This window comes from Goodfellowiella coeruleoviolacea (assembly GCF_024171785.1).
GTDB classification, from domain to species: Bacteria; Actinomycetota; Actinomycetes; order Mycobacteriales; family Pseudonocardiaceae; genus Goodfellowiella; species Goodfellowiella coeruleoviolacea.
Genome location: NZ_JAMTCK010000005.1, coordinates 280,338 through 306,086, shown reverse-complemented (window position 1 = coordinate 306,086; position 25,749 = coordinate 280,338). Strand labels below are relative to the sequence as shown.

The 25,749-nt window shown below is 71.4% G+C and carries 27 protein-coding genes; 12 read left to right on the top strand and 15 right to left on the bottom strand.

The window, feature by feature from the left end; all coding sequences use genetic code 11:
• Positions 1 to 227: 227 nt before the first annotated feature.
• Positions 228 to 1,022 (top strand): Bax inhibitor-1/YccA family protein, encoded by a 795-nt coding sequence (locus LX83_RS12920; protein ID WP_253770780.1) that lies wholly within the window; start codon positions 228 to 230, stop codon positions 1,020 to 1,022.
• Between the two features lie 80 nt (positions 1,023 to 1,102).
• Here the strand turns inward: LX83_RS12920 and LX83_RS12915 are convergent, their stop codons facing one another.
• From LX83_RS12915 to LX83_RS12900, 4 genes are all read right to left on the bottom strand, one after another.
• Positions 1,103 to 1,834, bottom strand: a complete 732-nt coding sequence (locus LX83_RS12915) for a hypothetical protein (RefSeq protein ID WP_253770778.1) — start codon at positions 1,832 to 1,834, stop codon at positions 1,103 to 1,105.
• Positions 1,835 to 1,927: 93 nt separating this feature from the next.
• A complete protein-coding gene (locus LX83_RS12910; protein WP_253770776.1) occupies positions 1,928 to 2,113 on the bottom strand; it encodes a DUF397 domain-containing protein in 186 nt (61 codons plus the stop codon).
• Positions 2,114 to 2,140: 27 nt separating this feature from the next.
• Positions 2,141 to 2,329, bottom strand: a complete 189-nt coding sequence (locus tag LX83_RS12905) for a DUF397 domain-containing protein (RefSeq protein ID WP_253770773.1) — start codon at positions 2,327 to 2,329, stop codon at positions 2,141 to 2,143.
• Positions 2,326 to 3,174 carry a helix-turn-helix domain-containing protein gene (locus LX83_RS12900; RefSeq protein WP_253770772.1) on the bottom strand — a complete coding sequence of 283 codons (849 nt, stop codon included), beginning with the start codon at positions 3,172 to 3,174 and terminating at the stop codon, positions 2,326 to 2,328. Before LX83_RS12900 ends, LX83_RS12905 begins: the two co-directional genes overlap by 4 nt.
• A 154-nt stretch (positions 3,175 to 3,328) precedes the next feature.
• Here LX83_RS12900 and LX83_RS12895 point away from each other — a divergent pair, with 154 nt between their 5' ends.
• Entirely contained in the window at positions 3,329 to 3,643 is a 315-nt protein-coding gene (locus tag LX83_RS12895) for a hypothetical protein (protein WP_253770770.1), read from the top strand.
• Positions 3,644 to 3,722: 79 nt separating this feature from the next.
• Here the strand turns inward: LX83_RS12895 and LX83_RS12890 are convergent, their stop codons facing one another.
• Both LX83_RS12890 and LX83_RS12885 read right to left on the bottom strand, forming a co-directional pair.
• Complete coding sequence (locus tag LX83_RS12890) at positions 3,723 to 4,943, bottom strand: acetyl-CoA C-acetyltransferase (RefSeq protein ID WP_253770768.1); 1,221 nt, start codon at positions 4,941 to 4,943, stop codon at positions 3,723 to 3,725.
• 68 nt (positions 4,944 to 5,011) lie between these two features.
• Positions 5,012 to 5,950, bottom strand: a complete 939-nt coding sequence (locus LX83_RS12885; protein WP_253770766.1) for an SGNH/GDSL hydrolase family protein — start codon at positions 5,948 to 5,950, stop codon at positions 5,012 to 5,014.
• Positions 5,951 to 6,134: 184 nt separating this feature from the next.
• Between LX83_RS12885 and LX83_RS12880 the strand changes: the two genes are divergently transcribed.
• From LX83_RS12880 to LX83_RS12870, 3 genes are all read left to right on the top strand, one after another.
• A complete protein-coding gene (locus tag LX83_RS12880) occupies positions 6,135 to 7,505 on the top strand; it encodes a cystathionine beta-synthase (RefSeq protein WP_253770764.1) in 1,371 nt (456 codons plus the stop codon).
• A 106-nt stretch (positions 7,506 to 7,611) separates the two neighbouring features.
• The gene (locus tag LX83_RS12875) at positions 7,612 to 9,264 is read left to right on the top strand and encodes a hypothetical protein (RefSeq protein ID WP_253770762.1); all 1,653 of its coding nucleotides are present in this window, start codon (positions 7,612 to 7,614) and stop codon (positions 9,262 to 9,264) included.
• Between the two features lie 118 nt (positions 9,265 to 9,382).
• The gene (locus tag LX83_RS12870; protein ID WP_253770759.1) at positions 9,383 to 10,543 is read left to right on the top strand and encodes a cystathionine gamma-synthase; all 1,161 of its coding nucleotides are present in this window, start codon (positions 9,383 to 9,385) and stop codon (positions 10,541 to 10,543) included.
• A gap of 70 nt (positions 10,544 to 10,613) precedes the next feature.
• Here the strand turns inward: LX83_RS12870 and LX83_RS12865 are convergent, their stop codons facing one another.
• On the bottom strand, positions 10,614 to 10,901 hold the full coding sequence (locus LX83_RS12865; protein WP_253770757.1) for a hypothetical protein: 288 nt from the start codon (positions 10,899 to 10,901) through the stop codon (positions 10,614 to 10,616).
• Positions 10,902 to 11,089: 188 nt separating this feature from the next.
• Here LX83_RS12865 and ilvA point away from each other — a divergent pair, with 188 nt between their 5' ends.
• Positions 11,090 to 12,304 (top strand): threonine ammonia-lyase, encoded by a 1,215-nt coding sequence (ilvA, locus tag LX83_RS12860; protein WP_253770755.1) that lies wholly within the window; start codon positions 11,090 to 11,092, stop codon positions 12,302 to 12,304.
• Between the two features lie 33 nt (positions 12,305 to 12,337).
• Here ilvA and hppD read toward each other — a convergent pair whose 3' ends face one another.
• A complete protein-coding gene (gene hppD / locus LX83_RS12855; RefSeq protein ID WP_253770753.1) occupies positions 12,338 to 13,534 on the bottom strand; it encodes a 4-hydroxyphenylpyruvate dioxygenase in 1,197 nt (398 codons plus the stop codon).
• A gap of 177 nt (positions 13,535 to 13,711) precedes the next feature.
• Here hppD and LX83_RS12850 point away from each other — a divergent pair, with 177 nt between their 5' ends.
• A complete protein-coding gene (locus LX83_RS12850) occupies positions 13,712 to 14,263 on the top strand; it encodes an Lrp/AsnC family transcriptional regulator (protein WP_253770751.1) in 552 nt (183 codons plus the stop codon).
• 96 nt (positions 14,264 to 14,359) lie between these two features.
• On the opposite strand, the gene greA is transcribed toward LX83_RS12850, so the two are convergent.
• Positions 14,360 to 14,860 carry a transcription elongation factor GreA gene (gene greA, locus LX83_RS12845; RefSeq protein ID WP_253770749.1) on the bottom strand — a complete coding sequence of 167 codons (501 nt, stop codon included), beginning with the start codon at positions 14,858 to 14,860 and terminating at the stop codon, positions 14,360 to 14,362.
• Between the two features lie 188 nt (positions 14,861 to 15,048).
• Entirely contained in the window at positions 15,049 to 15,471 is a 423-nt protein-coding gene (locus LX83_RS12840) for a DUF4307 domain-containing protein (protein WP_253770747.1), read from the bottom strand.
• 248 nt (positions 15,472 to 15,719) lie between these two features.
• Here LX83_RS12840 and mca point away from each other — a divergent pair, with 248 nt between their 5' ends.
• From mca to LX83_RS12825, 3 genes are read left to right on the top strand one after another with little or no spacing between them, the layout of a single operon-like run.
• On the top strand, positions 15,720 to 16,604 hold the full coding sequence (gene mca, locus LX83_RS12835) for a mycothiol conjugate amidase Mca (protein ID WP_253770744.1): 885 nt from the start codon (positions 15,720 to 15,722) through the stop codon (positions 16,602 to 16,604).
• The gene (locus LX83_RS12830; protein WP_407649552.1) at positions 16,604 to 16,957 is read left to right on the top strand and encodes a hypothetical protein; all 354 of its coding nucleotides are present in this window, start codon (positions 16,604 to 16,606) and stop codon (positions 16,955 to 16,957) included. The genes mca and LX83_RS12830 overlap by 1 nt, the downstream gene beginning before the upstream one ends.
• Positions 16,958 to 16,995: 38 nt before the next feature.
• On the top strand, positions 16,996 to 19,017 hold the full coding sequence (locus tag LX83_RS12825) for a thioredoxin domain-containing protein (RefSeq protein ID WP_253770742.1): 2,022 nt from the start codon (positions 16,996 to 16,998) through the stop codon (positions 19,015 to 19,017).
• Between the two features lie 10 nt (positions 19,018 to 19,027).
• On the opposite strand, the gene trhA is transcribed toward LX83_RS12825, so the two are convergent.
• Positions 19,028 to 19,714 carry a PAQR family membrane homeostasis protein TrhA gene (gene trhA / locus LX83_RS12820; RefSeq protein ID WP_253770740.1) on the bottom strand — a complete coding sequence of 229 codons (687 nt, stop codon included), beginning with the start codon at positions 19,712 to 19,714 and terminating at the stop codon, positions 19,028 to 19,030.
• A 155-nt stretch (positions 19,715 to 19,869) separates the two neighbouring features.
• On the opposite strand from trhA, the gene LX83_RS12815 reads away from it, so the two are divergent.
• Positions 19,870 to 20,652, top strand: coding sequence for an isoprenyl transferase (locus LX83_RS12815; RefSeq protein WP_308203960.1), 783 nt, complete (start codon positions 19,870 to 19,872; stop codon positions 20,650 to 20,652).
• A 103-nt stretch (positions 20,653 to 20,755) separates the two neighbouring features.
• Here the strand turns inward: LX83_RS12815 and LX83_RS12810 are convergent, their stop codons facing one another.
• The 3 genes from LX83_RS12810 to LX83_RS12800 all read right to left on the bottom strand — a co-directional run bounded on the left by LX83_RS12810 (position 20,756) and on the right by LX83_RS12800 (position 22,557).
• A complete protein-coding gene (locus tag LX83_RS12810; RefSeq protein WP_253770738.1) occupies positions 20,756 to 21,070 on the bottom strand; it encodes a hypothetical protein in 315 nt (104 codons plus the stop codon).
• A gap of 339 nt (positions 21,071 to 21,409) precedes the next feature.
• Positions 21,410 to 21,751: a hypothetical protein gene (locus tag LX83_RS12805; protein WP_253770736.1), complete on the bottom strand. Its 342-nt coding sequence runs from the start codon at positions 21,749 to 21,751 to the stop codon at positions 21,410 to 21,412.
• Between the two features lie 461 nt (positions 21,752 to 22,212).
• Positions 22,213 to 22,557, bottom strand: a complete 345-nt coding sequence (locus tag LX83_RS12800) for a hypothetical protein (protein ID WP_253770734.1) — start codon at positions 22,555 to 22,557, stop codon at positions 22,213 to 22,215.
• A gap of 773 nt (positions 22,558 to 23,330) precedes the next feature.
• Between LX83_RS12800 and LX83_RS12795 the strand changes: the two genes are divergently transcribed.
• A complete protein-coding gene (locus LX83_RS12795) occupies positions 23,331 to 24,674 on the top strand; it encodes a PhoH family protein (protein ID WP_253771161.1) in 1,344 nt (447 codons plus the stop codon).
• Between the two features lie 125 nt (positions 24,675 to 24,799).
• On the opposite strand, the gene LX83_RS12790 is transcribed toward LX83_RS12795, so the two are convergent.
• Positions 24,800 to 25,708 carry a MerR family transcriptional regulator gene (locus LX83_RS12790; RefSeq protein WP_253770732.1) on the bottom strand — a complete coding sequence of 303 codons (909 nt, stop codon included), beginning with the start codon at positions 25,706 to 25,708 and terminating at the stop codon, positions 24,800 to 24,802.
• Positions 25,709 to 25,749 lie beyond the last annotated feature (41 nt).

The following is a 25,749-nucleotide window of genomic DNA, read 5'->3' as shown; positions in this document are numbered from 1 at the left end:
AAACGCCACAGTTCTGGCGCGAGTGGCCCAACGCTGGCCCGGATGGCCGCACCCCCTGGTGACCGTCTGTCGCAACACGGTGACCAGCACCGTTACCCGGCCCGGGGGTGGCAAATCTGCGTGCTTGGTCAAAAGCCGGGGTAAAGTCACTTTTACCCGACGGGAACCCTACGGCGTGTTGGGCCGTTGAATCCCGTGACGGCCTCAGCACGCTCCAGGAGGATGAGGTGCGCACCACCAGCAACCCAGCGTTCCGTAACCTGCCCTCGGCCGGTTACGGCGGCTACGCAGGCTTCGGGTCGCCGCAGCAAACCGTGGGCTACGGCGGCTACCAGCAGGCGCCGCCCACGGCCGCCGAGCGGCCCATCACCATCGACGACGTCGTCACCAAGACCGCCTTCACCCTCGGCGTCACCCTGGTGACCGGTGTCCTGTCCGCGATCCTCGTGCTCGGCCACACGGTCTCGCCGTTCGCGCTGACCCTGCCCGGGCTGATCGTGGGCCTGGTCACGTCGCTGATCATCATCTTCAAGCGCACCCCGAGCGGTCCGCTGACCCTGACCTACGCCGCGGCCGAGGGTGTGTTCCTCGGCGCGATCACCGGCGTGTTCGACATGATCTACCCGGGCATCGCCTGGCAGGCCATCCTCGGCACGTTCGGCGTGTTCGCGGCCATGCTGGTGGTGTACAAGACCGGTGCGATCCGGGTCACGCCGAGGCTGACCAAGTGGATCATCGGCGCCACGGTCGGCGCTGCCGTGCTGATGCTGGCCAACTTCGTGGTCGGCATGTTCGGCCTGAACATGGGCCTGCGCGACGGCGGCGGCCTGGCCATCGTGTTCAGCCTGGTGGTGATCGGCCTCGCCGCGTTCAACTTCCTGCTCGACTTCGAGTCGGCCAACGAGATGATCCGCATGGGCCTGCCGGCCAAGTGGGCCTGGTGGGCCGCGTTCGGCCTGATGACCACCCTGGTCTGGCTGTACCTGGAGATCCTGCGCCTGCTGAGCTACTTCCGCGAGTGAGCCCGGCGGCTGCTGGCCGTTGACGCGCGAGGGGCGCCCGACCACTCCCGGTCGGGCGCCCCTCCGCCGTTCGCCTCACCTCACTCGGTGCAGTCCTGATCGGACAGTTGCAGGGCGAGCGAGTCGACGGTGTCACCGCTGGCCTGCACCCGGTACACCGCGCCGTGCGTGCTGCCCGGCACCGGGATGTTGGTCCGCCGCTGGTCGGCGAAGCTCGGGTCGTCGAACGCCGACGCGCTGCCCGGGTAGGCGGCCTTCACCTGGTCCAGGGTGGAGCCGAGGCCGATCCCCTCGGGCGTGCGCACCGCCGGGTCGGTCACCGAGATGATGGCCACCCCGAGCTTCGCCGAGATCGCCACGAAGTTCTCCGCCGTCCGCTGGTCGGTCGGCTGGCCGACCAGCACCGCGTTCGAGCACTGGCTGGTGGCCTCACCCTGCACCCGGATCAGCCCGGTGGCGCTGGCCTGGTCCTCGGCCATGCCCAGCCGCAGCGCGCCCAACCCGTCCGGGCCGAGCACGTTGGCGCCGCCCGCGGTGCCGGTCTCGCCGCTGCCCGCCCGGTCAGGAGCACCAGAACCCGGCGTGGTCGACCCGGCCGTGGACGTCCCACCGGTCGTCGCCGCACCAGTGCCCGACGTGCTGGCCACCGCTGCCGAGGACGACCCCCCGGTGCTGGTCGCCGCCCCGCTGCTCGGCTGGTCCGACGCGGAACACCCGGTCAGCGCACCGCCCACCGCCAGCGCGCCGACCACAGTGCACAGTCCGAACCGGACGGCTCCTGGTCGATCCCACCGCCTGCGGAAACCGGTCATGACGTTGCCTCCAAACTGGCGCCCCCGACTGGCCGCCTCATTCCAGCCGACGCACCCCACCGCCGTCCGGTTCCACCTCGACCGGGACCGGGATCAGCGGAGTGTGGTGAGGAACGCCTGCCAGGCGGTGGTGGGGAAGGTGAGGTGGGGGCCGTCGGGGTTCTTGGAGTCGCGGACGCCGGTCGTGTCCGGCGTCCGCGCGACCTCGACGCACTCTCCGCCGTTCGGTCCGCTGTGGCTGCTCGTGCGCCAGGCGGTGTGGGATTCGGGGTCTGTCATCGGGCTGCTCCTGGCGTCACTGGTGGATCAGCGGAGTGTGGTGAGGAACGTGTGCCACGCGGCGGTGGGGAAGGTGAGGTGGGGACCGTCAGGGTTCTTGGAGTCGCGGACACGGGATGTGTCCGCTGTGAGTGCCACCTCGACGCAATCGCCGCCCCCCTGGCCGCTGTGGCTGCTCTTGCGCCACACGACGGGACGAGTGTGCTCTGGGGTCATTCGCTGAGTTCCTTCACTATCTTCGCGATCAGGGCGACGGATGCCTTGGGGGACAGGGCGCGCTTCCGCAGTTCGGCGAAGTCAGCCGCGAAGGTCGCCAGTTCTTCGGGTTCCTCCAGGTACAGCCCGCCGTGCTGGTTCTCCAGGTAGACCAGTCCGTCATCGCCGTCCTGGGGAAAGCCCAACCACTTGAATGAACCGAGTTGGCCACGGTGTTGCCCTGCCTCGAACGGCATCACCTGGATGGTGATCCGAGGGTGGCTGTTCAGCGTCACCAAGTGCTGCAGCTGCTCGCGCATGATCTCGGCGTTGCCCACCCTTCGACGCAGGGCGGCCTCATCCATGATCGCGTGTAGCGTGAGCGGATTCTCCTTGCGCTGCAACGCTTCCTGCCTGCGCAGTCGAGTCTGGACCTGCTCCTGGATGACCTCTTCGGGAACTGTGGCCCCGTCGCGGATGATGACCTCGGCGTATCCACGAGTCTGCAGCAGACCCTGAACCAGGCTGGTGTCCCAGGAGTGGATCTCACTCGCACCCCATTCCAGGCCGACGTAGAAGGAGAACCACTTCGGGATCGCCTGGTTGCCGTCCCACCAGCCCTTCTTGCGGGACAGGTCGCAGACTTGGAGGTACCACTCCACCCGCTCCTTCGGCACCCCGAAGTAGGGCAGGACGACTTCCAGGTCCGGGCCGCTCGGCAGCGTGCGCATGCTCTCCAGGTGGGCGATCCTGGTCGAGTTGCAGCGGAGGCGTTTGGCGACGTCAGCTTGTTTGTACCCGGCTGCCTCGCGAAGGCGACGAAGTTCCTGGGCGAGCCAGCGGCGGCCCACGGTGGGGCTCAACATGGGCGGCTCAGCTGGGGCGGAGTTGGCCACGGTCGTCCCTTCTACCCGATGTCGCTACCAGTTTGGGTGAAGGACGAGTGGGCGAAGCATTCACCCTTCTCGGGCATGGCCGTGTCAGGTTGTCGTTCGTAAGCTTTACAAAACCCAACTTGACATGGAGGTGGCCGACATGAAGTGCGGGTTCGTGTTCGCGCGGGCGCATGGCATCGGTAACGCGTACGAGTGGTACGAGACGCTCAAGCTCGAAGAGGTCGACGCGCGGACGTGGTCCACCGAGGAGCTGGCGCGGCGGCTGCGGCCGTGGACGCTCGACCTGCTCCGGGAGAGGAAGTGCGGGGACGGCAAGTACCTGGGCTTCCTGGTCGAACTCTACGAGGACAACCAGTTCGACACCGGTATCGCGCTGGCCGAGGAAGAGGTCATCTGGTTCTACGAGAGCGAGTACCTGCCGGTCGGGTCGGCCGCCTGAAGGCGCGCCACCAGCACCGGCCGACTGGTCGGGGCGCTCGGTGCGTGGGCACCCCGACCAGTCGGGCAACGGAAAGGGCTCAGCTCAGGCGTTCAAGGATCATGGCCATGCCCTGGCCACCGCCAACGCACATGGTCTCCAGGCCGAACTGCTTGTCGTGCCACTGCAGCGAGTTGATCAGCGTGGTGGTGATGCGCGCGCCGGTCATGCCGAACGGGTGGCCGACGGCGATGGCGCCGCCGTTGACGTTGAGCCGGTCCAGGTCGATGCCCAGCTCCTGGTAGGACGGGATGACCTGGGCGGCGAACGCCTCGTTGATCTCCACCAGGTCGATGTCGTTGATGCTCATGCCGGCCCGCGCCAGCGCCTGGCGGGACGCCTCCACCGGGCCCAGCCCCATGATCTCCGGGGACAGCGCGGACACCCCCGTGGACACGATCCGGGCCAGCGGGGTGATGCCCAGCTCGCGCGCCTTCACGTCGCTCATCACCACCAGGGCGGCGGCGCCGTCGTTGAGCGGGCAGCAGTTGCCGGCGGTCACCCGGCCGTTGGGCCGGAACACCGGCTTGAGCTGCGAGGTCTTCTCGTAGGTCACACCCGGCCTCGGGCCGTCGTCGGTGTCCACGACCCGGCCGTCCGGCAGGGTCACCGGGGTGATCTCGCGGGCCCAGAAGCCGTCGGCGATGGCCTTCTCCGCCAGGTTCTGCGACCGCACGCCGAAGTGGTCCATCTCCTCCCGGGAGACGCCCTTGACCAGCGCCAGGTTCTCCGCGGTCTGGCCCATGGCGAGGTAGATGTCGGGCACCTGCCCGTCCTCGCGCGGGTCGTGCCACTCGTCGGCGCCCTGCTCGGCCGCGGCGGCGCTGCGCTGCTCGGCCTCGGCGAACACCGGGTTGTGCGTGTCCGGCCAGCTGTCCGAGTTGCCCTTGGCGTAGCGGGACACGGTCTCCACCCCGGCGCTGATGAACACGTCACCCTCGCCGGCCCGGATCGCGTGCAGTGCCATCCGGGTGGTCTGCAGGCTGGACGCGCAGTAGCGGGTCACCGTGGTGCCGGGCAGGTCGTCGTGGCCGAGCAGCACCGCGACCACCCTGGCCATGTTGAACCCCTGCTCACCGCCGGGCAGACCGCAGCCGAGCATCAGGTCCTCGATGTCGTGCGGGTCGAGCTGGGGCACCTTGGCCAGCGCGGCGCGGATGACCTGGGCGGCCAGCTCGTCCGGACGGATGTCCACGAGCGAGCCCTTGCCGGCGCGCCCGATCGGGGACCGGGTGGCGGCGACGATCACGGCCTCGGGCATCGGGAAACTCCTTTGTCTTGCCGCAGCTTGTTACCGAAGAGTAGCGACCCGAACCGGTCAAGGAACCCCTAGCGGGCGCGACTGGTCGGCGGCTCCGGGCGGCGGCCCTTGCGGTTCACCCAGGCCACCAGCCGGGAGGTGGGTCGGCGCGCCTCGGCCGTGGCCGACCGCCGGGGCAGCGTGGGCATGGGCCCGCCGCTCCACACGCCGGCCGCGCTGCACAGCGGCGCCAGCAGCACGTCCGCGGCCGCCGCGTACCCGGCCGCGTTCGGGTGGAACCGGTCCGCGCTGAACAGCTCGGCCGGCCGGGCCAGGAACTCGGGGGAGAGCAGGTCGGCCAGGGGCACGGCGCTGGCGCCGACCCGGTCCACCGCCCGGCGCTGCGCCCTGGCCAGCGCCAGGCTCCAGGAGCGGGCGATCGAGCGCAGCGGCTGCGGGATGGGCCGGATCGCGCCCAGGTCGGGGCAGGTGCCCACGACCACACCCACGCCGGCCTTGACCAGCCGCGCCACCTCGGTGCCCAGGATCGCCGCGGACAGCCGGATGGACAGCTGCGTGGTCACGTCGTTGGCGCCGATGATCACCAGGGCCACGTCCGGCGGATCGGCGAGCGCCAGGTCCACCTGGGCCGGCAGGTCCGTGGTGGTCGAGCCGCTGATGGCGAACGTGGTCAACGCCACCGGCCGCTCCGCCTCCTCGGCCAGCCCGATGGCCAGCAGCACCGCGGGCAGCTCACTCTCGGTGTCCACCCCCAGCCCGGCCGCCGACGAGTCACCGATCACCGCGAACCGCAGCGGACGAGGGTGTTGTGCCTGGTCAGCGCCGAGTGGACCGGTGCCGTCCGGCAGGTACACCCCGTCCGCGCGCAGCGGCGGCGCCTCGGGAACACCGATCACCAGCCGTGCTCGCCGCGACTGTTCGGTGAGCAGGCCGTACACCGCTCCGGACAGTCCCCCAAGCGCCCCGACGGTCACCGCCGCCGTGCGGAACGCGCGCAGTCCGACCACCTGCCGCTCCTCCCTGTGCACGTTGTGCCAACCACGCCGTTACATCGGCCTTGAATGTAGATCGTCGGTCCGGCGCCCCCGCTTGATTCCCGAGGTGAGCGCGCCTGACCAGGCGGGGCGGTTCGGACGCCCGGGCGAACCGCCAGTTACGCTTCGTCCCAACGCATGGGAAAGGATGAACCCGGTGGAGTACGTCGAGCACGTCGTCGACCTGGTCGGCAACACCCCGCTGGTGCGGCTGAACTCGGTGACCGAGGGGCTGTCCCCGCTGGTGCTGGCCAAGGTCGAGTACCTCAATCCAGGTGGCAGCGTGAAGGACCGGATCGCGCTGCGCATGATCGAGGCGGCCGAGCGGTCGGGCGAGTTGCGCCCCGGCGGCACGATCGTCGAGCCGACCTCGGGCAACACCGGGGTGGGCCTGGCCATGGTGGCCCAGCGCAAGGGCTACAAGTGCGTGTTCGTCTGCCCGGACAAGGTCAGCGAGGACAAGCGCAACGTGCTCAAGGCGTACGGCGCGCAGGTGGTGGTGTGCCCCACCGCGGTGCCGCCCGAGCACCCCGACTCCTACTACAACGTCTCCGACCGGCTGGTCCGCGAGATCCCGGGGGCGTGGAAGCCCAACCAGTACGCCAACCCGGAGAACCCGGCCAGCCACTACCACTCCACCGGTCCGGAGCTGTGGCGGCAGACCGAGGGCCGGATCACCCACTTCGTGGCCGGCGTCGGCACCGGCGGCACCATCTCCGGCACCGGCCGCTACCTCAAGGAGGCGTCCGAGGGCCGGGTCAAGATCATCGGCGCCGACCCGGAGGGCTCGGTGTACTCCGGCGGCACCGGCCGGCCCTACCTGGTCGAGGGCGTCGGCGAGGACTTCTGGCCGGACACCTACAGCCGGACCATCTGCGACGAGATCATCGCCGTCTCCGACGCGCGCTCCTTCGAGATCACCCGGCGGCTGGCCAGGGAGGAGGGGCTGCTGGTCGGCGGCTCCTGCGGGATGGCCGTGGCCGCCACGCTGGAGCTGGCCAAGCGGTGCGGACCGGACGACGTGATCGTGGTGCTGCTGCCCGACGGCGGCCGCGGCTACCTGTCCAAGGTGTTCAACGACTCCTGGATGGCCGCGTTCGGGTTCCTGCCGCCGGACTCCACCGGCGCCACCGTGGGCGACGTGCTGCGCCGCAAGGACGGCACGCTGCCGCAGCTGGTGCACGTCCATCCCAACGAGACGGTGTCCGAGGCCGTGGCCGTGCTGCGCGAGTTCCAGGTCTCGCAGATGCCCGTGGTCAACGCGGAACCCCCGCTGATGGCCGCCGAGGTGGCCGGCGCGGTCAACGAGCGGGACCTGCTCGACGCGTTGTTCACCGGCGCCGCGCAGCTCGCCGACCGGGTGGAGAAGCACATGTCCCCGCCGCTGCCCACGATCGGCGCTGGCGAGCCCGTCGGGGTCGCCATGACCGCTCTGTCCACTGCGGACGGCGCGCTGGTGCTGGAGGGCGGCAAGCCCGCCGGCGTGGTCACCAGGCAGGACATCCTGAGTTTCCTCGCCGGTCGCTGAGGTGCCGGTTTCCCGGACGCCGACCCGTACGGTGTGGACGATCCGCTAGCGTGGGCTACGTCGAAGTAGCAAACCAACGGCCCATGCCAAGGGGGTTGGAAACCCGATGAGCGCTCCGCAACCGCCCCAGGACAACCAGGGAACGGGCGGTCAGCCGCAGCAGGAGCAGCCGGCGGCACCAGCACAGCCGGCCGCAGACCAGAGTCAGCCCCCAGAGGCAGCGGACCACCAGGCGCAGGCCGGTGCGAGCCCGGACAGCGCGGCACCGTCGGCACCCGGCCAGCAGCCGGGCGCGGCGGCCCCAGCCACCCCGCCGGCCGACGCCGCGGCCGGCGCCACCCAGGTGGTGCAGCCCCCGGCCGGGGGCGACGAGGACGGCCGCACCCAGGTCGTGCGCCCCGGCCAGCAGCCGCCGACCGGCCTGGCCGGCGGCGACGAGGACGCCGGTCGCACCCAGGTGGTCCGGCCCGGACAGCAGCCCCCGGCCGGTGCGGCTGGCGGTGACGAGGACGCCGGCCGGACGCAGGTGGTCCGGCCCGGTCAGGTCGCCGCGGCCGGCGCCGGTGCCGGTGGTGACGAGGACGCGGGCCGCACCCAGGTCGTGCGGCCCGGCCAGCAGCCCGGCCAGCAGCCCGGCCAGTTCGGCGGCCAGCCGCAGTTCGGCCAGCAGCCCGGGGCCGCCTCGGGCGGCTTCCCGGCGCAGGCACCCGGCCAGCCCGGCTTCCCCGGCCAGCAGCCCGGTCAGCCCGGCGCGTGGCCCGGTGGCCCTGGCGCGCCCGGCGGCCCGGGTGGGCCGCAGCAGCAGTGGGGTGCGCCCGGTCAGCACGGCCAGCCAGGTCAGCCCGGCTGGGGCGGCGGCCAGGGTGGTCCCGGTGGACCGCAGCAGTTCGGCCAGCCCTACGGCCAGGCGAGCGGTGCGCCGAGTGCCGCCGGCAACGGCCAGGCCTTCGTGTTCGCCGGAGCGGGAGCCTCCGTGCTGGGCGGTCTGCTCGGGCTGATCATGCTTTTGGTCAACATGTCGACCGAGGTCTTTCCCGGTATGACCGTGACGGTGTTCGACGTGCCCGGCCCGTTCGGCTTCTACTACGTGTTGCTGCTGATCAGCACGGTGGTGCTCGCCGTGGGTGGTGTCCTGCTCGTCCTCAGGCAAAAGGTCGGCACGTTCGTTCCGGCGGCGGGTACAGCGCTGTTCATCATCGGACTGGTGTTGATGATGACTGAGGTCGGCGAGCTCGGTTTCGGCTTCGGCTGGTACTTCTGGGTCACCCTGATCCTCGGCATCGCCGGTTCGGTGCTCGCACTGCTGCCGCAGACCAAGCAGTTCATCACGGCGGGCCGGGCCGGCTCGGCTGGTCCCGGTGGGTTCGGGGGTCCTGGCGGGTACCCCGGCCAGCCTGGTGGCTTCGGACAGCAGCAGCCGGGTGGGCCAGGCGCACCGGGTGGCTACCCGGGCCAGCAGCCCGGCGGCCCCGGCTTCGGCCAGCAGCCCGGCGGTCCTGGTTTCGGCCAGCAGCCCGGTGGCCCCGGGTTCGGCCAGCAGCCGGGCGGCTTCGGTCAGCCCGGCCAGCCCGGTGGGTTCGGCCAGCCAGGCCAGCCCGGCCAGCCCGGTGGCCCCGGGTTCGGTCAGCAGCCGGGCGGTCCCGGCTTCGGCCAGCAGCAGCCCGGTGGGTACGGCCAGCCGGGCGGCCAGCCCGGTCAGCCGGGGGCCCAGCCCGGCCAGCCCGGTCAGCCCGGCCAGCCGCCGCAGCAGCAGTGGTGAGCGGGCAGCGGGCCTGACCGCCCGCGCAGACCTCGATCAACCAGCCCCGGTTCGGTGTCCCCGAGCCGGGGCTGATCGTTTTCGCGGGCGCCCCGGCCACGACGTAGGCTTGGTCTCCATGACCGAACGCCCCGCCCGCTACGGCTTCCAGACCAGGGCGATCCACATCGGGCAGGAGCCCGATCCGCACACCGGATCGGTGATCGTGCCCATCCACGCCACCTCCACCTACGCCCAGGACGGGGTCGGTGGGCTGCGCGGCGGCTACGAGTACTCCCGGACCGGGAACCCGACCCGCACCGCGCTGGAGGAGTGCCTGGCCGCGCTGGAGGGCGGCCAGCACGCGCGCGCGTTCGCCTCCGGCATGGCCGCCACCGACGTGGTGCTGCGGTCGCTGTGCCGGCCCGGCGACCACGTGATCATCCCCAACGACGCCTACGGCGGCACCTTCCGGCTGATCGACAAGGTGCTCAGCCAGTGGGGTGTGGAGCACACCCCGGTCGCAGTGTCCGATGTGGACGCTGTCCGGGCGGCGGTTCGGCCCAACACCAAGGTGTTGTGGTGCGAGACGCCCACCAACCCGCTGCTCAACATCGCCGACATCGCGCAGCTGGCCGAGGTCGCGCACTCGGCCGGCGCGAAGCTGGTGGTGGACAACACGTTCGCGTCCCCCTACCTGCAGACCCCGCTGGAGCTGGGCGCCGACGTGGTGGTGCACTCGACCACCAAGTACCTCGGCGGCCACTCCGACGTGGTCGGTGGCGCGGTGATCACCTCGGACGGCGAGTTCGCCGAGCGCGTCGCGTTCCTGCAGAACGCGGCCGGCGCGGTGCCCGGGCCGTTCGACGCGTGGCTCACCCTGCGCGGCATCAAGACGCTGGGCGTGCGGATGGAACGCCACTCGGACAACGCCGAGCGGATCGTGCAGGCCCTGACCCACCACCCCAAGGTGGGCATGGTGCTCTACCCGGGGCTGGCCGAGCACCCCGGCCACGAGGTGGCCGCCAAGCAGATGCGCCGGTTCGGCGGCATGGTGTCGTTCACCGTGCACGGCGGCGCCGAGGCCGCGCTGCGCGTGTGCGCGAACACCACGCTGTTCACCCTGGCCGAGTCGCTGGGCGGGGTGGAGTCGCTGATCGAGCACCCCGGGAAGATGACGCACGCCAGCACGGCCGGCTCGCTGCTGGAGGTGCCGGACGACCTCGTTCGCGTGTCCGTGGGCATCGAGGACGGCGAGGACCTGGTGGCCGACCTGCTGGCCGCCCTCGACCAGGCCTGAGCCTGGCGCCGCGCAACCGGTTGGGTTGGGCAGGCCGCCCCGCGACCCCGGGGACTCAGAAACCTGGGGTTCAGGGGCGGTACTGCCCGGCTCCGGCGGTGTTGGCGTTCGAGCCGTCGTCCGGGCCGCGGTCCTTGGTGCTCCGGTCCTGGGGGCGCCCCGACGGGACCGGCAGGTGCTGCTGGTCGGTGCAGCCGCCGACGAGTTCGACCACGCCGTTGTCGTGCCGCACGTAGTGGCCCGGGTCAGCGCATCCCGCCTTGGCCACGGTGAAGACGGCGGCGCCGGTCAGGGCGACCGCCGCGGTGACCGCTCCAGCGATCGGGAGCACCGCGGCGATTCGTGCCACGAGCGCCATGCCACCTCCAAGACTGCCCACACCCAAGAATGCCCACACCCGAGACCGGTTGGCCACACCCAAGTCTGCCCACATCACCTGACGGCCGTCGACGCGCACTCGCGGACGGTCCCGAGATCACCACTGTGAGGGTACCCGGGTCCGCCACCGCCGCGCGCCGGTTCCGCCGACTGGCAGGATCTGCTGACATGGAGCTGGTCAGTGTCGATGAGATCCGCGCCGCGCGCGAACTGCTGCGCGGGGTGATCAAGGACACGCCCGTGTTGGCGTCCAACGTGCTGCGCCAGATCACCGGCACGGACGTCCACCTCAAGTGCGAGAACCTGCAACGCACCGGCTCGTTCAAGATCCGGGGCGCCTACACCCGCATCCACGGGCTCAGCGAGCACGACCGGGCGCGCGGGGTGGTCGCGGCCAGCGCCGGCAACCACGCGCAGGGCGTGGCCCTGGCCGCGTCGCTGCTCAACACCAAGGCCACCGTGTTCATGCCGACCAGGGCGCCGCTGCCCAAGCTGGCCGCCACCCGCAGCTACGGCGCCGACGTGCACCTGCACGGGGACGCGCTGGCCCAGACCCTGGCCAGGGCCAGGGAGTTCGCCGAGGAGACCGGCGCGGTGTTCATCCACCCGTTCGACCACCCGCACGTGATCGCCGGGCAGGGCACGGTCGGGCTGGAGATCCTGGAACAGGTGCCGGACGTGCGGACCATCCTGGTGGCCGCCGGGGGCGGCGGCCTGGTCAGCGGGGTGGCCGCGGCCGTGCGCGGGGTGCGGCCGGACGTGCGGGTGGTGGCGGTGCAGGCCGAGCACGCCGCGGCGTTCCCGCCGTCGCTGGCCGCCGGCCACCCGGTGCACGTGGAGCGGGTGCAGACGATGGCCGACGGGATCGCCGTGGCCGAGCCGGGCCTGGTCACCTACGCCCACGTCGCCGACCTGGTCGACGAGGTGGTCACGGTCAGCGAGGAGTCGCTGTCCCGGGCGGTGCTGCTGCTGTTGGAGCGGGCCAAGACCGTGGCGGAACCGGCCGGCGCCGCGCCGGTGGCCGCGCTGCTCCAGCACAGCTGGCGCTTTCCCGGCCCGGTGGTGGCGCTGCTGTCCGGCGGCAACGTCGACCCGCTGCTGTTGTTGCAGATCATCCAGCACGGCATGACCGCGGCCGGCCGCTACGTGTCGCTGCGGCTGCGCGTGCCCGACCGGCCGGGCACGCTCGCCGAACTGCTCAGCCTGATCGGCTCGCTGGGCGCGAACGTGGTGGGCGTGGAGCACTCCCGGACCTCGGGCCGGCTCGCGCTGGGCGAGGCCGAGGTGGCGCTCAACCTGGAGACCAGGGGATCGGAGCACTGCGCGCAGCTCATCGCCGAGCTGCGCGCCGCCGGCTACCCGGTGCTGGCCCCGGAGGGCTGAGCGCCACCCCGCTACCGGTCGGTCGTCACCGGGTCACAGGTTGCCCCGGCGGGCCTGCTCCCGCTCGATGGCCTCGAACAGGGCCTTGAAGTTGCCCTTGCCGAAGCCGAGCGAGCCGTGCCGCTCGATCAGCTCGTAGAACACGGTCGGCCGGTCACCGATGGGCGCGCTGAAGATCTGCAGCAGGTAGCCGTCCTCGTCGCGGTCCACCAGGATGCGGTGCTCCCGCAGCACCTCCAGGGGCACCCGCACCTCGCCGATCCGGGCCCGCAGCTCGGGGTCGTCGTAGTAGGAGTCGGGGGTGTCCAGGAACTCCACGCCGGCCGCGCGCATGGCCTTGACCGTGGCCACGATGTCGTTGGTGGCCAGGGCGATGTGCTGGCAGCCGGGGCCGGTGTAGAACTCCAGGTACTCGTCGATCTGCGACTTCTTGCGGCCCACCGCCGGCTCGTTGAGCGGGAACTTCACCCGGTGGTTGCCGTTGGACACCACCTTGCTCATCAGCGCCGAGTACTCCGTGGTGATGGCGTCGCCGACGAACTCCGCCATGTTCACGAAGCCCATCACCCGGTGGTACCAGTCCACCCAGTAGTCCATCTTGCCCAGTTCGACGTTGCCCACGCAGTGGTCGATCGCCTGGAACAGCCGCTTGGGCGCGCCCTCCGGGCGGGCCACCGCGCTCTGCTTCGCCACGTAGCCGGGCAGGTACGGCCCGTGGTAGCGGGACCGGTCCACCAGGCTGTGCCTGGTCTCGCCGTAGGTGGCGATCGCGGCCAGACGCACGGTGCCGTGCTCGTCGCTGACGTCGTGCGGTTCCTCCAGCACGGTGGCGCCCTGGGCCCTGGCGTGGGCCACGCACTTGTCCACGTCGGCCACTTCCAGCGCCAGGTCGGTGACGCCGTCGCCGTGCCGGCGGTGGTGGTCCAGCAGCGGGCTGTCCGGGGCCACCCCGCCGTTGATCACGAACCGGGCCGAGCCGGAGGTCAGCACGAACGACTTGTGGTCGCGGTTGCCGTTCTCCGGACCGGAGTAGGCGACCAGCCGCATGCCGAAGGCGACCTGGTAGAACCACGCGGTCTGGGTGGCGTTGCCGACCGCGAACACCACCGCGTCGAGCGCCTTGACCGGGAACGGGTCGCTGGACTCGTCGTGATCCACCAGCCCCACCAGTTTCCTGAGCTGGTCGTAGCTGACGTCGTCGAGGTGGTTGCCGGCCACGGTGTCGGTCATCGCTGCCTCCTGGTTCGCTGGCCGCGCCGGGGTGGGCGCGCGGCTGGCGGATGCGGTGCGGCCAGCATGGAACCGGCTGGACAGGATGAGCAACAGCCGCTTCGCCGGCTGTGCAGACTGCCCGGTGTCGAGCCCGGATCGTTGACAGACCTGGACAATCTGCCCAGGAGGTGTGACGTGGCTGACGCTGACGGGCGGCCGCCCGGGGAGCCGGGCCGGTCGGACGAGGTGGACGCCCTGGACGCCCGACTGCTCCTGCTGCTCACCGACGAGCCGAGGCTGGGCGTGCTGGAGTGCTCCCGGCGGCTGGGCGTGGCCAGGGGCACGGTGCAGGCGCGGCTGGACCGGCTGGTGCGGCGCGGCGTGCTGCACGGGTTCCCACCCGAACTGGACCTGGCCGCGATGGGCTACGGCCTGACCGCGTTCGCCATCCTGGAGATCGCCCAGGGCCGGCGGCGCGAGGTCGCCGAGCAGCTGGCCGCCATCGACGAGGTGTGCGAGGTGCACGCCACCACCGGCCGGGGTGACCTGCTGGTGCGCATGGTGGCCCGGTCCAACGACGACCTGCAGCGGGTGATCGACGAGGTGGTCGGCACGACCGGGGTGCAGCGCACGTCCACGTCCATCGCCCTGTCCACGCCGGTGCCGCCCAGGGTGCGCCCGCTGCTGGAACGCGCGGCCGGCCTGCGCTCGCGGAGCGGGCCGGACCGGCACGGCACCGGCGGATAGACCCGTGGCCGGGGCGCGCGTGTGCGCACGCTCCCGGCCACGGACATCAGGTGTGGTGCCCCGGACTGGCGGGGCTGGATCGGCTCCGCCGCGGACTCAGGCGGCAGCGTTGTACGGGACGGCCTTGAGCAGCGTCACCTTCATGGTGCTGCCGTTGGGCAGCTCGTACTCGCGGGTCTCGCCCTCCTTGGCGCCCAGCAGCGCCTTGCCCAGCGGGGAGTTCGGCGAGTAGACCTCGACCGGCCCGTGCGCGCCCTCCTCGCGGGTGGCCAGCAGGAACTCCTCGGGCTCGTCGTCACCGTCGTAGCGGACGGTGAGCACCATGCCGGGCGCGGCCACGCCGTCGTTGGCCGGGGGCTCGCCGACCTTGGCGGCCCGCAGCAGCTCCTGGAGCTGGCGGATGCGCGCCTCCTGCTTGCCCTGCTCCTCGCGGGCGGCGTGGTAGCCGCCGTTCTCCCGCAGGTCACCCTCTTCCCGGCGCGCGTTGATCTCCGCAGCGATGACCGGGCGATTCTCGATAAGCTCGTCCAACTCGGTCTTGAGCCGGTCGTAGGCCTCCTGGGTCAGCCAGGTCACCTGGGTATCGCTCACGGTCACCAACTCCTCGTCCTCACTCCAGGCCCACGTATGTGGGTCGGGTAGCTTCCGGGCGCAGCGGCCCGGAACGGAAAAACACGGCCCGCCAGGGACCGTGCTGCATGGCGAGGGTAACACGTTCACAACGGTATGGAGGCCCCTGTGGAGCCCCTATACCGCAGAAAACCCGCAGATCACCCGCTTGGCCGCTAGTCCGTGGACAGGTAGGCGGGGACCTGGTATGAGCAGCCGAAGACCTCGCCCAACACCGCCCGTTTGGACGTGTGGAGTACTGTCGTCAGCTGCGTTGTGACATTTCCCGGGGGGACCAACACCTCCTTGCGTCCGCTCTCGTCGCCGTCCTGGGCGCGGGCGTCGATCACGCACACCGCGGCCTGGTCCGGCTGATCCCTGGTCACCTCGAAGGCGACGCGCACCGAGTTGTCGTCGACCACCTCGAACGAGGTGTGGTCGGCCTCGATGGGCTTGGGCCCGAACTTGGTGTAGCCGACCACGGCCACCACCACACCGAGCACCAGCACCCCACCGAGCAGCACCCACCTGGTCCACTTCGGCGCCGTGGTGGACCGGCCGCGTGAGCCGTACCGGCCGGCTGGCCGCTGCGTGGTCACGTCTGGCACCTCCTCACCTGCACCGGGGCCGTGGACCCTGGGACGTGGACCCTGGGACGTGGACCCTGAGACGTGGACGCTGGGACCTGGACACCGCCCGCCGGCTCAGGTGGACTGGGTACCACCCGACAGGAATCAATCGTCCGGCGGGAACAATGGGGGTCGACGCCCACGTTAAGTATCCCTGGGGCCCTGATGGCCTTCCACGGTGGGGCGGTCAACCGAGTTCGAGGAGGACCCCGGCGGTCATGGCCGAGAAGCTGCGCCTGATGGCAGTACACGCACACCCGGACGACGAGTCGAGCAAGGGCGCGGCCACCATGGCCCGCTACGTCGCCGAGGGCCACGAGGTCATGGTGGTGACCTGCACCGGGGGCGAGGCTGGCAGCATCCTCAACCCCGCGCTGGAGGGCCGGCCCGAGGTGCTGGCGAACCTGCCCGAGGTGCGCCGGGCCGAGATGGCCAGGGCCGCCAAGATCCTCGGCATCCAGCACCGCTGGCTGGGCTTCGTGGACTCCGGCCTGCCCGAGGGCGACCCGCTGCCGCCGCTGCCCGAGGGCTGCTTCGCCCTGGTGCCGCTGGAGGAGTCCACCGAGGCGCTGGTGCGCGTGGTGCGCGAGTTCAAGCCGCACGTGATCGTCACCTACGACGAGAACGGCGGCTACCCGCACCCCGACCACATCCGCTGCCACGAGGTGTCGGTGGCCGCGTTCGAGGCCGCCGCCGACCCGGACCGCTTCCCCGGCACGGGTGAGCCGTGGCAGCCGCTCAAGCTCTACTACTCGCACGGGTTCAACCGCGCCAAGATGCAGGCGTTCCACGACGCGATGATCAAGCGCGGCCTGGAGTCGCCCTACCAGGAGTGGTTGGCCAACTGGGGCGCGGACCGGCCGGACATGGCCGAGCGCATCACCACCAAGGTCGAGTGCGCCGACTACTTCGAGGTCAGGGACGAGGCGCTGAAGGCGCACGAGACCCAGATCGACCCGAACAGCCGGTGGTTCGCGGTGCCGCTGGACCTGCAGCGGGAGATCTGGCCGTTCGAGGAGTACGAACTGGCCCGTTCCCTGGTGGACAGCACGCTGCCGGAGGACGACCTGTTCGCTGGTATCCGGGAGAAGGTGCGGGCGTGATCAGCCTGCCGGTCGAGTTGGCGCAGCCAGTGCCGCACACCGCGGCACTGGTGCTCGCGCAGAGCCAGAACGACCCGGGTGGCCAGGGCGAGGACTTCGGCAAGTCCTCGCCGGTCGCCCTGGTCGTGTTGATCCTGTTCTTCGTGGCCGTGGCCTTCCTGGTGCGGTCCATGACCAAGCACCTCAAGCGGCTGCCGGCCACCTTTGACACGGCGGCCGAGCCCGGCTCCGCCGCCGGGGCGGCGAAGGCGGACGTGGCCACGACCGCGCCCGCGGCCAAGCCGGCCGCCGGGTCGGCCAAGTCGGCCGGCAAGGCCACCAGGGGTGGCAAGAGCGGCAAGGGCAAGCCCTAGCCCGCGTCCGGGCTGCCCGGCCGAGGCGAGGAGGGGTGATGAACCGACTCCAGGGCGCTGCCAGCCCGTATCTGCTCCAGCACGCGGACAACCCGGTCGACTGGTGGCCGTGGTGCGCCGAGGCGTTCGCCGAGGCGGCGGCGCGGAACGTGCCCGTGCTGCTGTCGGTCGGCTACGCCGCCTGCCACTGGTGCCACGTGATGGCCCACGAGTCCTTCGCGGACCCCGAGGTGGCCGAGCTGATGAACCGGCACTTCGTCAACGTCAAGGTCGACCGCGAGGAGCGGCCGGACGTGGACGCGGTGTACATGGCCGCCACCCAGGCCATGACCGGGCAGGGCGGCTGGCCGATGACCTGCTTCCTCACCCCCACCGGTGAGCCGTTCCACTGCGGCACCTACTACCCGCCCCGCCCGCACCCGGCGCTGCCGTCGTTCCGCCAGCTGCTGACCGCGGTGGTGGACGCCTGGACCACCCGGGGCGAGCAGGTCCGCCAGGCCGCCGGCGAGATCGCCGAGCGGCTGCGCGCGCAGACCGCGCCGCTGCCCGAGGCCGCGGTGACCGAGGACGTGCTGGCCGGCGCGGTGACCACGCTGCTCGGCGAGTACGACCGCGACCACGGTGGGTTCGGCGGCGCCCCCAAGTTCCCGCCGGCCATGGTGCTGGAGTTCCTGCTGCGCCACCACGAGCGCACCGGCTCGGCCGAGGCGCTGTCCCTGGTGGTCGGCACGGCCGAGGCGATGGCCGCCGGCGGCATCCACGACCAGCTGGCCGGCGGGTTCGCCCGCTACAGCGTGGACGCCGGCTGGGTGGTGCCGCACTTCGAGAAGATGCTCTACGACAACGCCCTGCTGCTGTCCGCGTACACGCACGCCTGGCGGGTGACCGGCCGGCCGCGGTTGCGCGCGGTGGCCGAGGACACCGCCGAGTTCCTGCTGCGCGACCTGGGCACCGCCCAGGGGGGCTTTGCCGCGTCCCTGGACGCGGACACCGAGGGCGTCGAGGGCCTGACCTACGTGTGGACGCCCGCGCAGCTGCGCGAGGTGCTCGGGCCGGACGACGGCGCGTGGGCCGCGGACCTGCTGGGCGTGACCGAGCAGGGCAGCTTCGAGCACGGCACGTCCACCCTGCGGATGCCGGCGGCACCCGACGATCCGGCGCGCTGGTCGCGGGTGCGGGCCGCGCTGCTGGACGCCCGCTCCCGCCGGCCCCAGCCGGCCAGGGACGACAAGGTGGTCACCGCCTGGAACGGCCTGGCGATCCGCGCGCTGGCCGAGGCGGGCACCGCGCTGGGCCGCCCCGACTGGGTGGCCGCCGCCGAGCGGGCCGCCGACCTGCTGCTGACCACCCACCTGGTGGCCGGCCGGCTGCTGCGGGCCTCCCGGGACGGTCGCGCGGGCAGCGCCGCGGGCGTGCTGGAGGACTACGCCTGCCTGGCCGCCGGGCTGCTGGCCCTGCACCAGGCCACCGGCCGGGCCGACCGGCTGGTCGCCGCCGGTGACCTGCTGGACGTGGCCCTGGCCCGGTTCGCCGACCCCGAGGTGTCCGGGCTGTTCCACGACACCGCCGACGACGCCGAGCAGCTGGTGGGCCGGCCGGCCGACCCCACCGACAACGCCACCCCGGCCGGGGCGTCCGCGCTGGCCGACGCCCTGCTCACCGCGTCCGCGCTGGCCGGCGCCGACCGGGCCGCCCGCTACCGGGAGCACGCGGAGTTCGCCCTGGCCAGGGCCGGGGTGCTGGCCGCGCGCGCCCCGCGCTTCGCCGGCATGTGGCTGAGCGTGGCCGAGGCGCTGGCGCACGGCCCGGTGCAGGTGGCCGTGGTGGGCGGGACCGACGACCCGGCGCGCGCCGAGCTGCACGCGACCGCGCTGGCCGCCGCCCCCGGTGGCGCGGTGGTGCTGGCCGGTGAGCCGGACGGCGCGAACGCCCCGCTGCTGGCCGGCCGTCCGCTGCTGGCCGGCCGGGCCGCCGCGTACGTGTGCCGGGGCTACGTGTGCGACCGCCCGGTCGACACCGCCGCCGCGCTGCGGGCCGCGCTGTCGGTCGCGAGGGGTTAGCCAGCACCCCCTAGGCGTGGTAGAGGGTCAGCCAGATCGCGATGTAGTGGCAGATCGCGGCGAGCACCGTGGCCGCGTGGAAGAACTCGTGGTATCCGAATGTCTTCGGCCACGGGTCGGGCCAGCGGCTGGCGTAGCAGACCGCGCCCAGCGTGTACAGCACGCCGCCGGCCAGCAGCAGGACCAGGGCGGCCAGGCCCGCGTGGTGCAGCAGGTCGGGCAGCACGAACACGGCCACCCAGCCGAGCGCCACGTAGATCGGCACGCCCAGCCAGCGCGGCGCGTGCGGCCAGGCCAGCTTCAGCGCCACCCCGGCCAGGGCGCCGCCCCACACCACCCACAGCACCACGGTTCCGGTGTCCCTGGGCATGGCCAGCAGGGAGAACGGCGTGTAGGTGCCGGCGATGAACACGAAGATCATCGAGTGGTCGAGGCGTTTCATCCAGGCGCGTGCCCTGGTGCTGACCCAGTTGTGCCGGTGGTAGAGGGCGCTCACGCCGAACAGGCCGAGCACGGTGGCCGCGTAGACCGAGGTGGCCACGGCGGCCGTGGTCGAGACGGTGGCCGCGGCCACGGCGACCAGCACCGCCCCGGCGGCCACGGACGCGATGAAGGACCAGAAGTGCAGCCACCCGCGCAGCCGCGGCTTGACCAGCGGTGCTGAGCGTGGGTCGAGGGTCGTTGACGCGGTGGTCACCCGACCGAGGTTACTCGACCGTAGGTTCGCTGTCCTGGCTCGTGCTCCAGGCCCTGACCTGCCCTGACCCGACTGGACCCCGGTCCACCAGCGGGTTCGCCCGGCCGCGCGGGGGTGACCAGTGAGCTTGGCCACTGGGCGTACGCTGTCTGGACGTGGGGCTTCGCGCACAGGTGAAAAGGCTGGTCTACAAGGCCTATGAGCGGCGGCTGAGCCGGCAGCTCGACGGGTTGCAGCGGCCTCGACACGTCGGGCTGATCATGGACGGCAACCGGCGGTGGGCCAGGGAAGCGGGCTTCGCCGACGTGGCCGACGGCCACCGGGCCGGCGCCCGCCAGTTGGTGGAGATGCTCGGCTGGTGCCGGGAGGCCGGGGTCGAGGTCGTCACGGTGTGGCTGCTGTCCACCGACAACCTGGTCAACCGGCCGCCGGAGGAACTGAGCCAGCTGCTGGAGATCATCTGCGACATCACCGACGAGCTGGCCGAGCCGGGCAACCCGTGGCGGCTGCGGCACGTGGGCGCGCTGGACGTGCTGCCCACCGAGACCGCGGCGCGGATCTCCGCGGCCACGCTGCGCACCAGGAACCGCACGGGCATGCAGGTCAACGTGGCCATCGGCTACGGCGGCCGGCAGGAGATCGCCGACGCCGTGCGCAAACTGCTGCTCCAGCACGCCGAGGCCGGCGCCACCATCGAGGAACTGGCCGAGGTGCTGGACGTGGACCACATCGCCGAGCACCTGTACACCTCCGGCCAGCCCGATCCCGACCTGGTCATCCGCACCTCGGGTGAGCAGCGGCTGTCCGGGTTCATGCTCTGGCAGTCGGTGCACTCGGAGTTCTGGTTCTGCGAGGCGTACTGGCCGGAGTTCCGCCGCACCGACTTCCTGCGCGCGCTGCGCGACTACGCGATCCGCCACCGCCGGTTCGGCTCCTGAGCACCGCCGCGGGTGATCGCGGGACCGCGAGGGGCCGGTGGCGTGGAACTCGTCCGGGCCACCGGCCCCTTCGGTCAGGCCGTGCCGGGATCGGCCGATCCACTCACTTCGGCTCGTCCCCGGTGGAGCTGGTGGTGTTCTGGTTGTCCGTGTTGTTCTGGACGACGCAGGTCGTGCTGGTAATGGCGATGTTGGGAAAGATGGCGCAGAGGATGTCGTTGTCCAGCACGTCGTCGTCTTCGAGGATCAGCAGACCGGTGAGGTCGTTCTCGTCGGTGTCGACGCTGGACGCCGCTGACTGGTCGACGCCGGCCGTGCCACTGGTCGCGGGGGGACCGGCTGGGGCGGCGAACGCCGGGGCGCCGAACACCATCAGGCCAGCAGCGGTGGCGGCCACGAAGCCTGCCTTCTTCAGCACTTTCACACTCTCCTTGGTCAACGGGGTTTCCCGGGGTTTCCCCAGTTGTTCGCCCGGCGGGGTTACCGGGGCTCCGGAACGGGTGAGGCCCGGAGCGAACGACGTACCGGCCGGCTGCGGCGGTGGGTTCCGGGGTCGTCGCTGGTGCTGCTGTCCGGCGTCGGTGTCGAGCAGCAGCCGGACCGGCCGCGCGCATCGCCACCGCCTGCTCCGGTGGCAGTGGCCCGGGCCGGCCGTTTCCTCAGCAACGGAGGGACAAGGCAAGGGCGGTGGCGCGGAACTCAGTCCGGGCCACCGCCCTTTCGTGCAGGGGTTCAGCCAAGCGAACGGCTAAGCCACTCACTTGGGGTCTTCGCTGTTGGCGCTGCTGACGCCCTGGTTCTCCTGGGCGTCGGCAACCTGGCAGTTGGTGCCCTGGGCGCCGTCCCCGATCGGGATCTCGACCTCGATGATCGGGATGATCTCGCAGATGTTGAGGTTGTCGAGAATCTGCGTGTCGTTGAGGTTGACCAGAGCGTTCTGGTCGACCTCATCGGTGTCGATGCCGGACGCCGCCGAGGACTGGCCGCCGGTGCCGGAATGGGTGGTCGCCGGGGGACCAGCCGGGGCAGCGAACGCCGGGGCGCCGAACATCATCAGGCTAGCCGCGGCGGCGGCCACAATGCCTGCCTTCTTCAGCACTTTCACACTCTCCTCTGTTTAGCGGGGTTTCCCCAGCGGGTGTCCGGAGGCTTACCGGGGCTCCGGGACCAGTGGGGCCCTCGGAGAAAGAACGTACCGGCTGACCGACGCATCAATGCCGGTTCTGCCACTATTGTGTGACGCCCTGATTGTCTATGTCGCCTGTTCTGGTAGTTCAACAGCTACCGGTTCCGCCCATAATCGTGCACCGATTTCGCTGTTTCCCCGGGCTACCCGATCAGGCTTCACCGTCCCGAGGCCCCGGTTGCCAGGGGTGACCGCATGACGCACCGTGTTCGGCGCTGATCAACCGGCACCCACGTCATCACCCGCTCGCCGCGCGCCGCTCGCGCACGCGGTGGCCGCGGCGGAAAAGGGAAAAGGAAGGGCGGTGGCGCGGAACTCAGTCCGGGCCACCGCCCTTCCGTACAGGGGTTCAGCCAAGCGAACGGCTAAGCCACTCACTTGGGGTCTTCGCTGTTGGAGCTGTTGACGCCCTGGTTCTCCTCGGCGTTGGCAACCTGGCAGTTGGTGCCCTGGGCGCCGTCCCCGATCGGGATCTCGACCTCGATGATCGGGATGATCTCGCACAGGTTGACGTTGTCGAGAATCTCGGTGTCGTTCAGGTTGAGCAGGCCGTTCTGCTCGGCCTCTTCGGTGTCGATACCGGACGCGGCCGACCAGTCGTCGTCAGCGATCGCGCTCGTGGTGGTCGCCGGGGGACCAGCCGGGGCGGCGAACGCCGGGGCGCCGAACATCATCAGGCTAGCCGCGGCGGCGGCCACAATGCCTGCCTTCTTCAGCACTTTCGCACTCTCCTCTGTTTCGGGGTTTCCCCAGTGGGTGCCCGGAGACTTACCGGGGCTCCGGGTCGGGTGGGGCCCTCGCGAAGAAAACGTACCGGGTGGCGGAGTGGTGAAGGGCGCTTCTGCCCCCATTGTGTGACGCCCCGATTGTTTAATGTCGCCTGTTCTGGTGCTTACCTTTTACAAATTCTGCTCATCGTTGTTGGCTGTGGTAGTAGCGGTGGTGGTCACATCGCGGTACGGCTTTGTCGCGCGCTCACCCGCCGCCGTCGCCGAGCGGGGTCCCGGCCGATCCCGCCGCTGCCGCGCGCCCGCGTTCGGTCACCCGGGCCGCGGGGTAACGGTTGGCGGGGCGCTGCCCAGTTCCTGGTGTCCCGCGCGGTCAAGGAACCACCAGGGTGATCTTCCGCTGTGACTGATATCACCGTTAGTAGGACGGTGTCGCCTGGCTAGCGGTGTTGTGACGAGGTGGTGAATCACCTGTGTGGCTCCCTGCCGATCCGGCTCAATCGCAGGTAGCGTCCGTTGGTGGTGGGTCGTGACCTATGCGGCCCGCCCCGGGAGGCCCTTGGTCGCAGCTGGTGTTGTCCGGACGGTCGCGCACCGTCCACGGCGAACGCGCGGGGGCCGGCGCCCGGCCCTCGTGGCCTGTGGACTCGACGTCGGTGACGACGTGAGCCGGCAGGCCAACCACGGGTGGTGTGCCTGGCCCAGCGAGGAGCGGTCGCGGGCGCCGCGGCCGTGAGGGAGTTGCCGTGACCGCACGACGTCCCATGAGCCGGTCCTCAAGCTCAACCCGCAGCTCGTCCCGGCGTCGGGGAGTGCCACCCACCCGCACCTACGTGGTGGACACCTCGGTGCTGCTGTCGGACCCTTGGGCGATCACCCGCTTCGCCGAGCACGCCGTGGTGCTCCCGCTCGTGGTGATCAGCGAACTGGAGGCCAAGCGCCACCACCCGGAACTCGGCTGGTTCGCCCGAGAGGCGCTGCGCCTGCTCGATGACCTGCGGGTACGCCACGGTCGGTTGGACGCCCCGGTCCCGCTCGGCGACGCCGAGGGCACCGTGCACGTCGAGCTCAACCACACCGACCCCGAGGTGCTGCCACCCGGCTTCCGCACCGACTCCAACGACGCCCGGATCCTGGCCTGCGCCCTCAACCTCGCCGCCGAGGGCAAGGCAGTGACCTTAGTCACCAAGGACATGCCGCTGCGGGTCAAGGCCGCTGCGGTGGGACTGGACGCCGACGAGTACCGGGCCCAGGACGTGACTCCCTCTGGCTGGACCGGCATGACCGACGTCGAGGTCGGCCAACCGGTCGTGGACGCGCTCTACAAGGACGGCGTGGTCGACCTGGACGAGGCCAGGGACCTGCCCTGCCACACCGGGCTGCGGCTGCTGGCCGGCACGGCCAGCGCGCTCGGCCGCGTCACCCCGGACAAGCAGGTGCGGCTGGTGCGCGGCGACCGGGAGGTGTTCGGCCTGCACGGCCGCTCCGCCGAGCAGCGGGTCGCGCTGGACCTGCTGCTGGACGCCGAGGTCGGCATCGTCTCGCTGGGCGGCCGGGCCGGCACCGGCAAGTCCGCGCTGGCGCTGTGCGCCGGGCTGGAAGCGGTGATGGAGCGCCGCCAGCACCGCAAGGTCGTGGTGTTCCGGCCGGTCTACGCGGTGGGCGGGCAGGACCTCGGCTACCTGCCCGGTTCGGAGAACGAGAAGATGCAGCCGTGGGCGCAGGCGGTGTTCGACACCCTCGGCGCGCTGGTCAGCAAGGACGTCATCGACGAGGTGCTGGACCGGGGCATGCTGGAGGTGCTGCCGCTGACCCACATCCGAGGGCGGTCCCTGCACGACTCGTTCGTGATCGTGGACGAGGCCCAGTCGCTGGAGCGCAACGTGCTGCTGACCGTGCTGTCCCGGCTGGGCATGGGCTCACGCGTGGTGCTCACCCACGACGTGGCGCAGCGGGACAACCTGCGCGTCGGCCGGCACGACGGCGTCGCCGCGGTGATCGAGAAGCTCAAGGGCCACCCGCTGTTCGCGCACGTCACCCTGACCCGCTCGGAGCGGTCGCCGATCGCCGCGCTGGTCACCGAGATGCTGGAGGGCTACCCCGGCTGAGCCGGCCGGTGCGCCCGGGATCCCCGGGGTGATCCGGTGGCCGCCGCGGTGGATCGTGGCCGCGGCGGCCACCGCCTGGTGCAGGTTGGTTCCGGCTGGTTCAGGCGGCCACCGGTGCTGGGCGGTCAGGCGCGTAGGGCCGCGATGAGCCACTCGTAGGTGGGCACGCTGGGTTCGCGTCGGGGCCACCCGTTGAGCACGCCCAACAGTTCCCAGTACCGCTCCACCCGCCGGTCGGTGAACGTCGCCAGCTCGTCGGCGAGCGCGTGCCGCTCGGCCGCGGTCCGCTCCCCGGTCAGCAACCGCGCCAGCACGGCCTGGCCGGCGGCTGAGTCCGGCGCGGTGCCCTCGGCCACGGCCGGGCCGACCAGCGCCGGAACCTGGGACAGGTCCAACGGCTGCGCCTCGATCTGGTCGGCACCGCGCGCCCCGGCCACCGCCATCTCGCGGACGCGCCGCCGGAAATCGGGGTCGGCCACGAGTTCGGCCAACTCCACCCACGCGTTCACCTGCTCCACCGTGGGATCGTCGGGTAGTCGCGCCGGCAGCTGGCGCATCGCCTGCCCGATGTGGGCGCCTGGCGCGTCCGCGTCGATGCCGGCGAAGGTCTGGTCGACGAACTCGTCGATGATGTGTTGCCGCTGCTGCGCGGACATCTGGGCGAGCTGGTGCATGAGCCGCATCTCCTCCTGGCTGCTGCCGTGCTGCGCGACCGCCCGCAGCACCGCGCGCCGCAGCGTGAGCGTGCGGATCTCGGCGTCCAGGGCGGCCGCGTGTGCCTCGGCCACCTCGGCCACGGTCACCCGCCGGCACAGCACCTGCCGCACCGTGTCCAGGTCGAGACCCAGTTCGCGCAGGGTGCGCACCAGGTCCAGCCGGGCCACGGCGGTGGCGTCGTAGAGCCGGTAGCCGCTGTCGGAGCGGGTTGTCGGCGGAACCAGACCGCTGTCCGACCAGAAGCGGACGGTGCGCACCGACAGGCCGGTGGTGCGGGCGAGCTGCCCGATGGTGAACAGCTCGGGGTGGTCGGTCACGAGGGCAGCCTCAACCTTCCAGTCGCTGGAGACTCAACTGT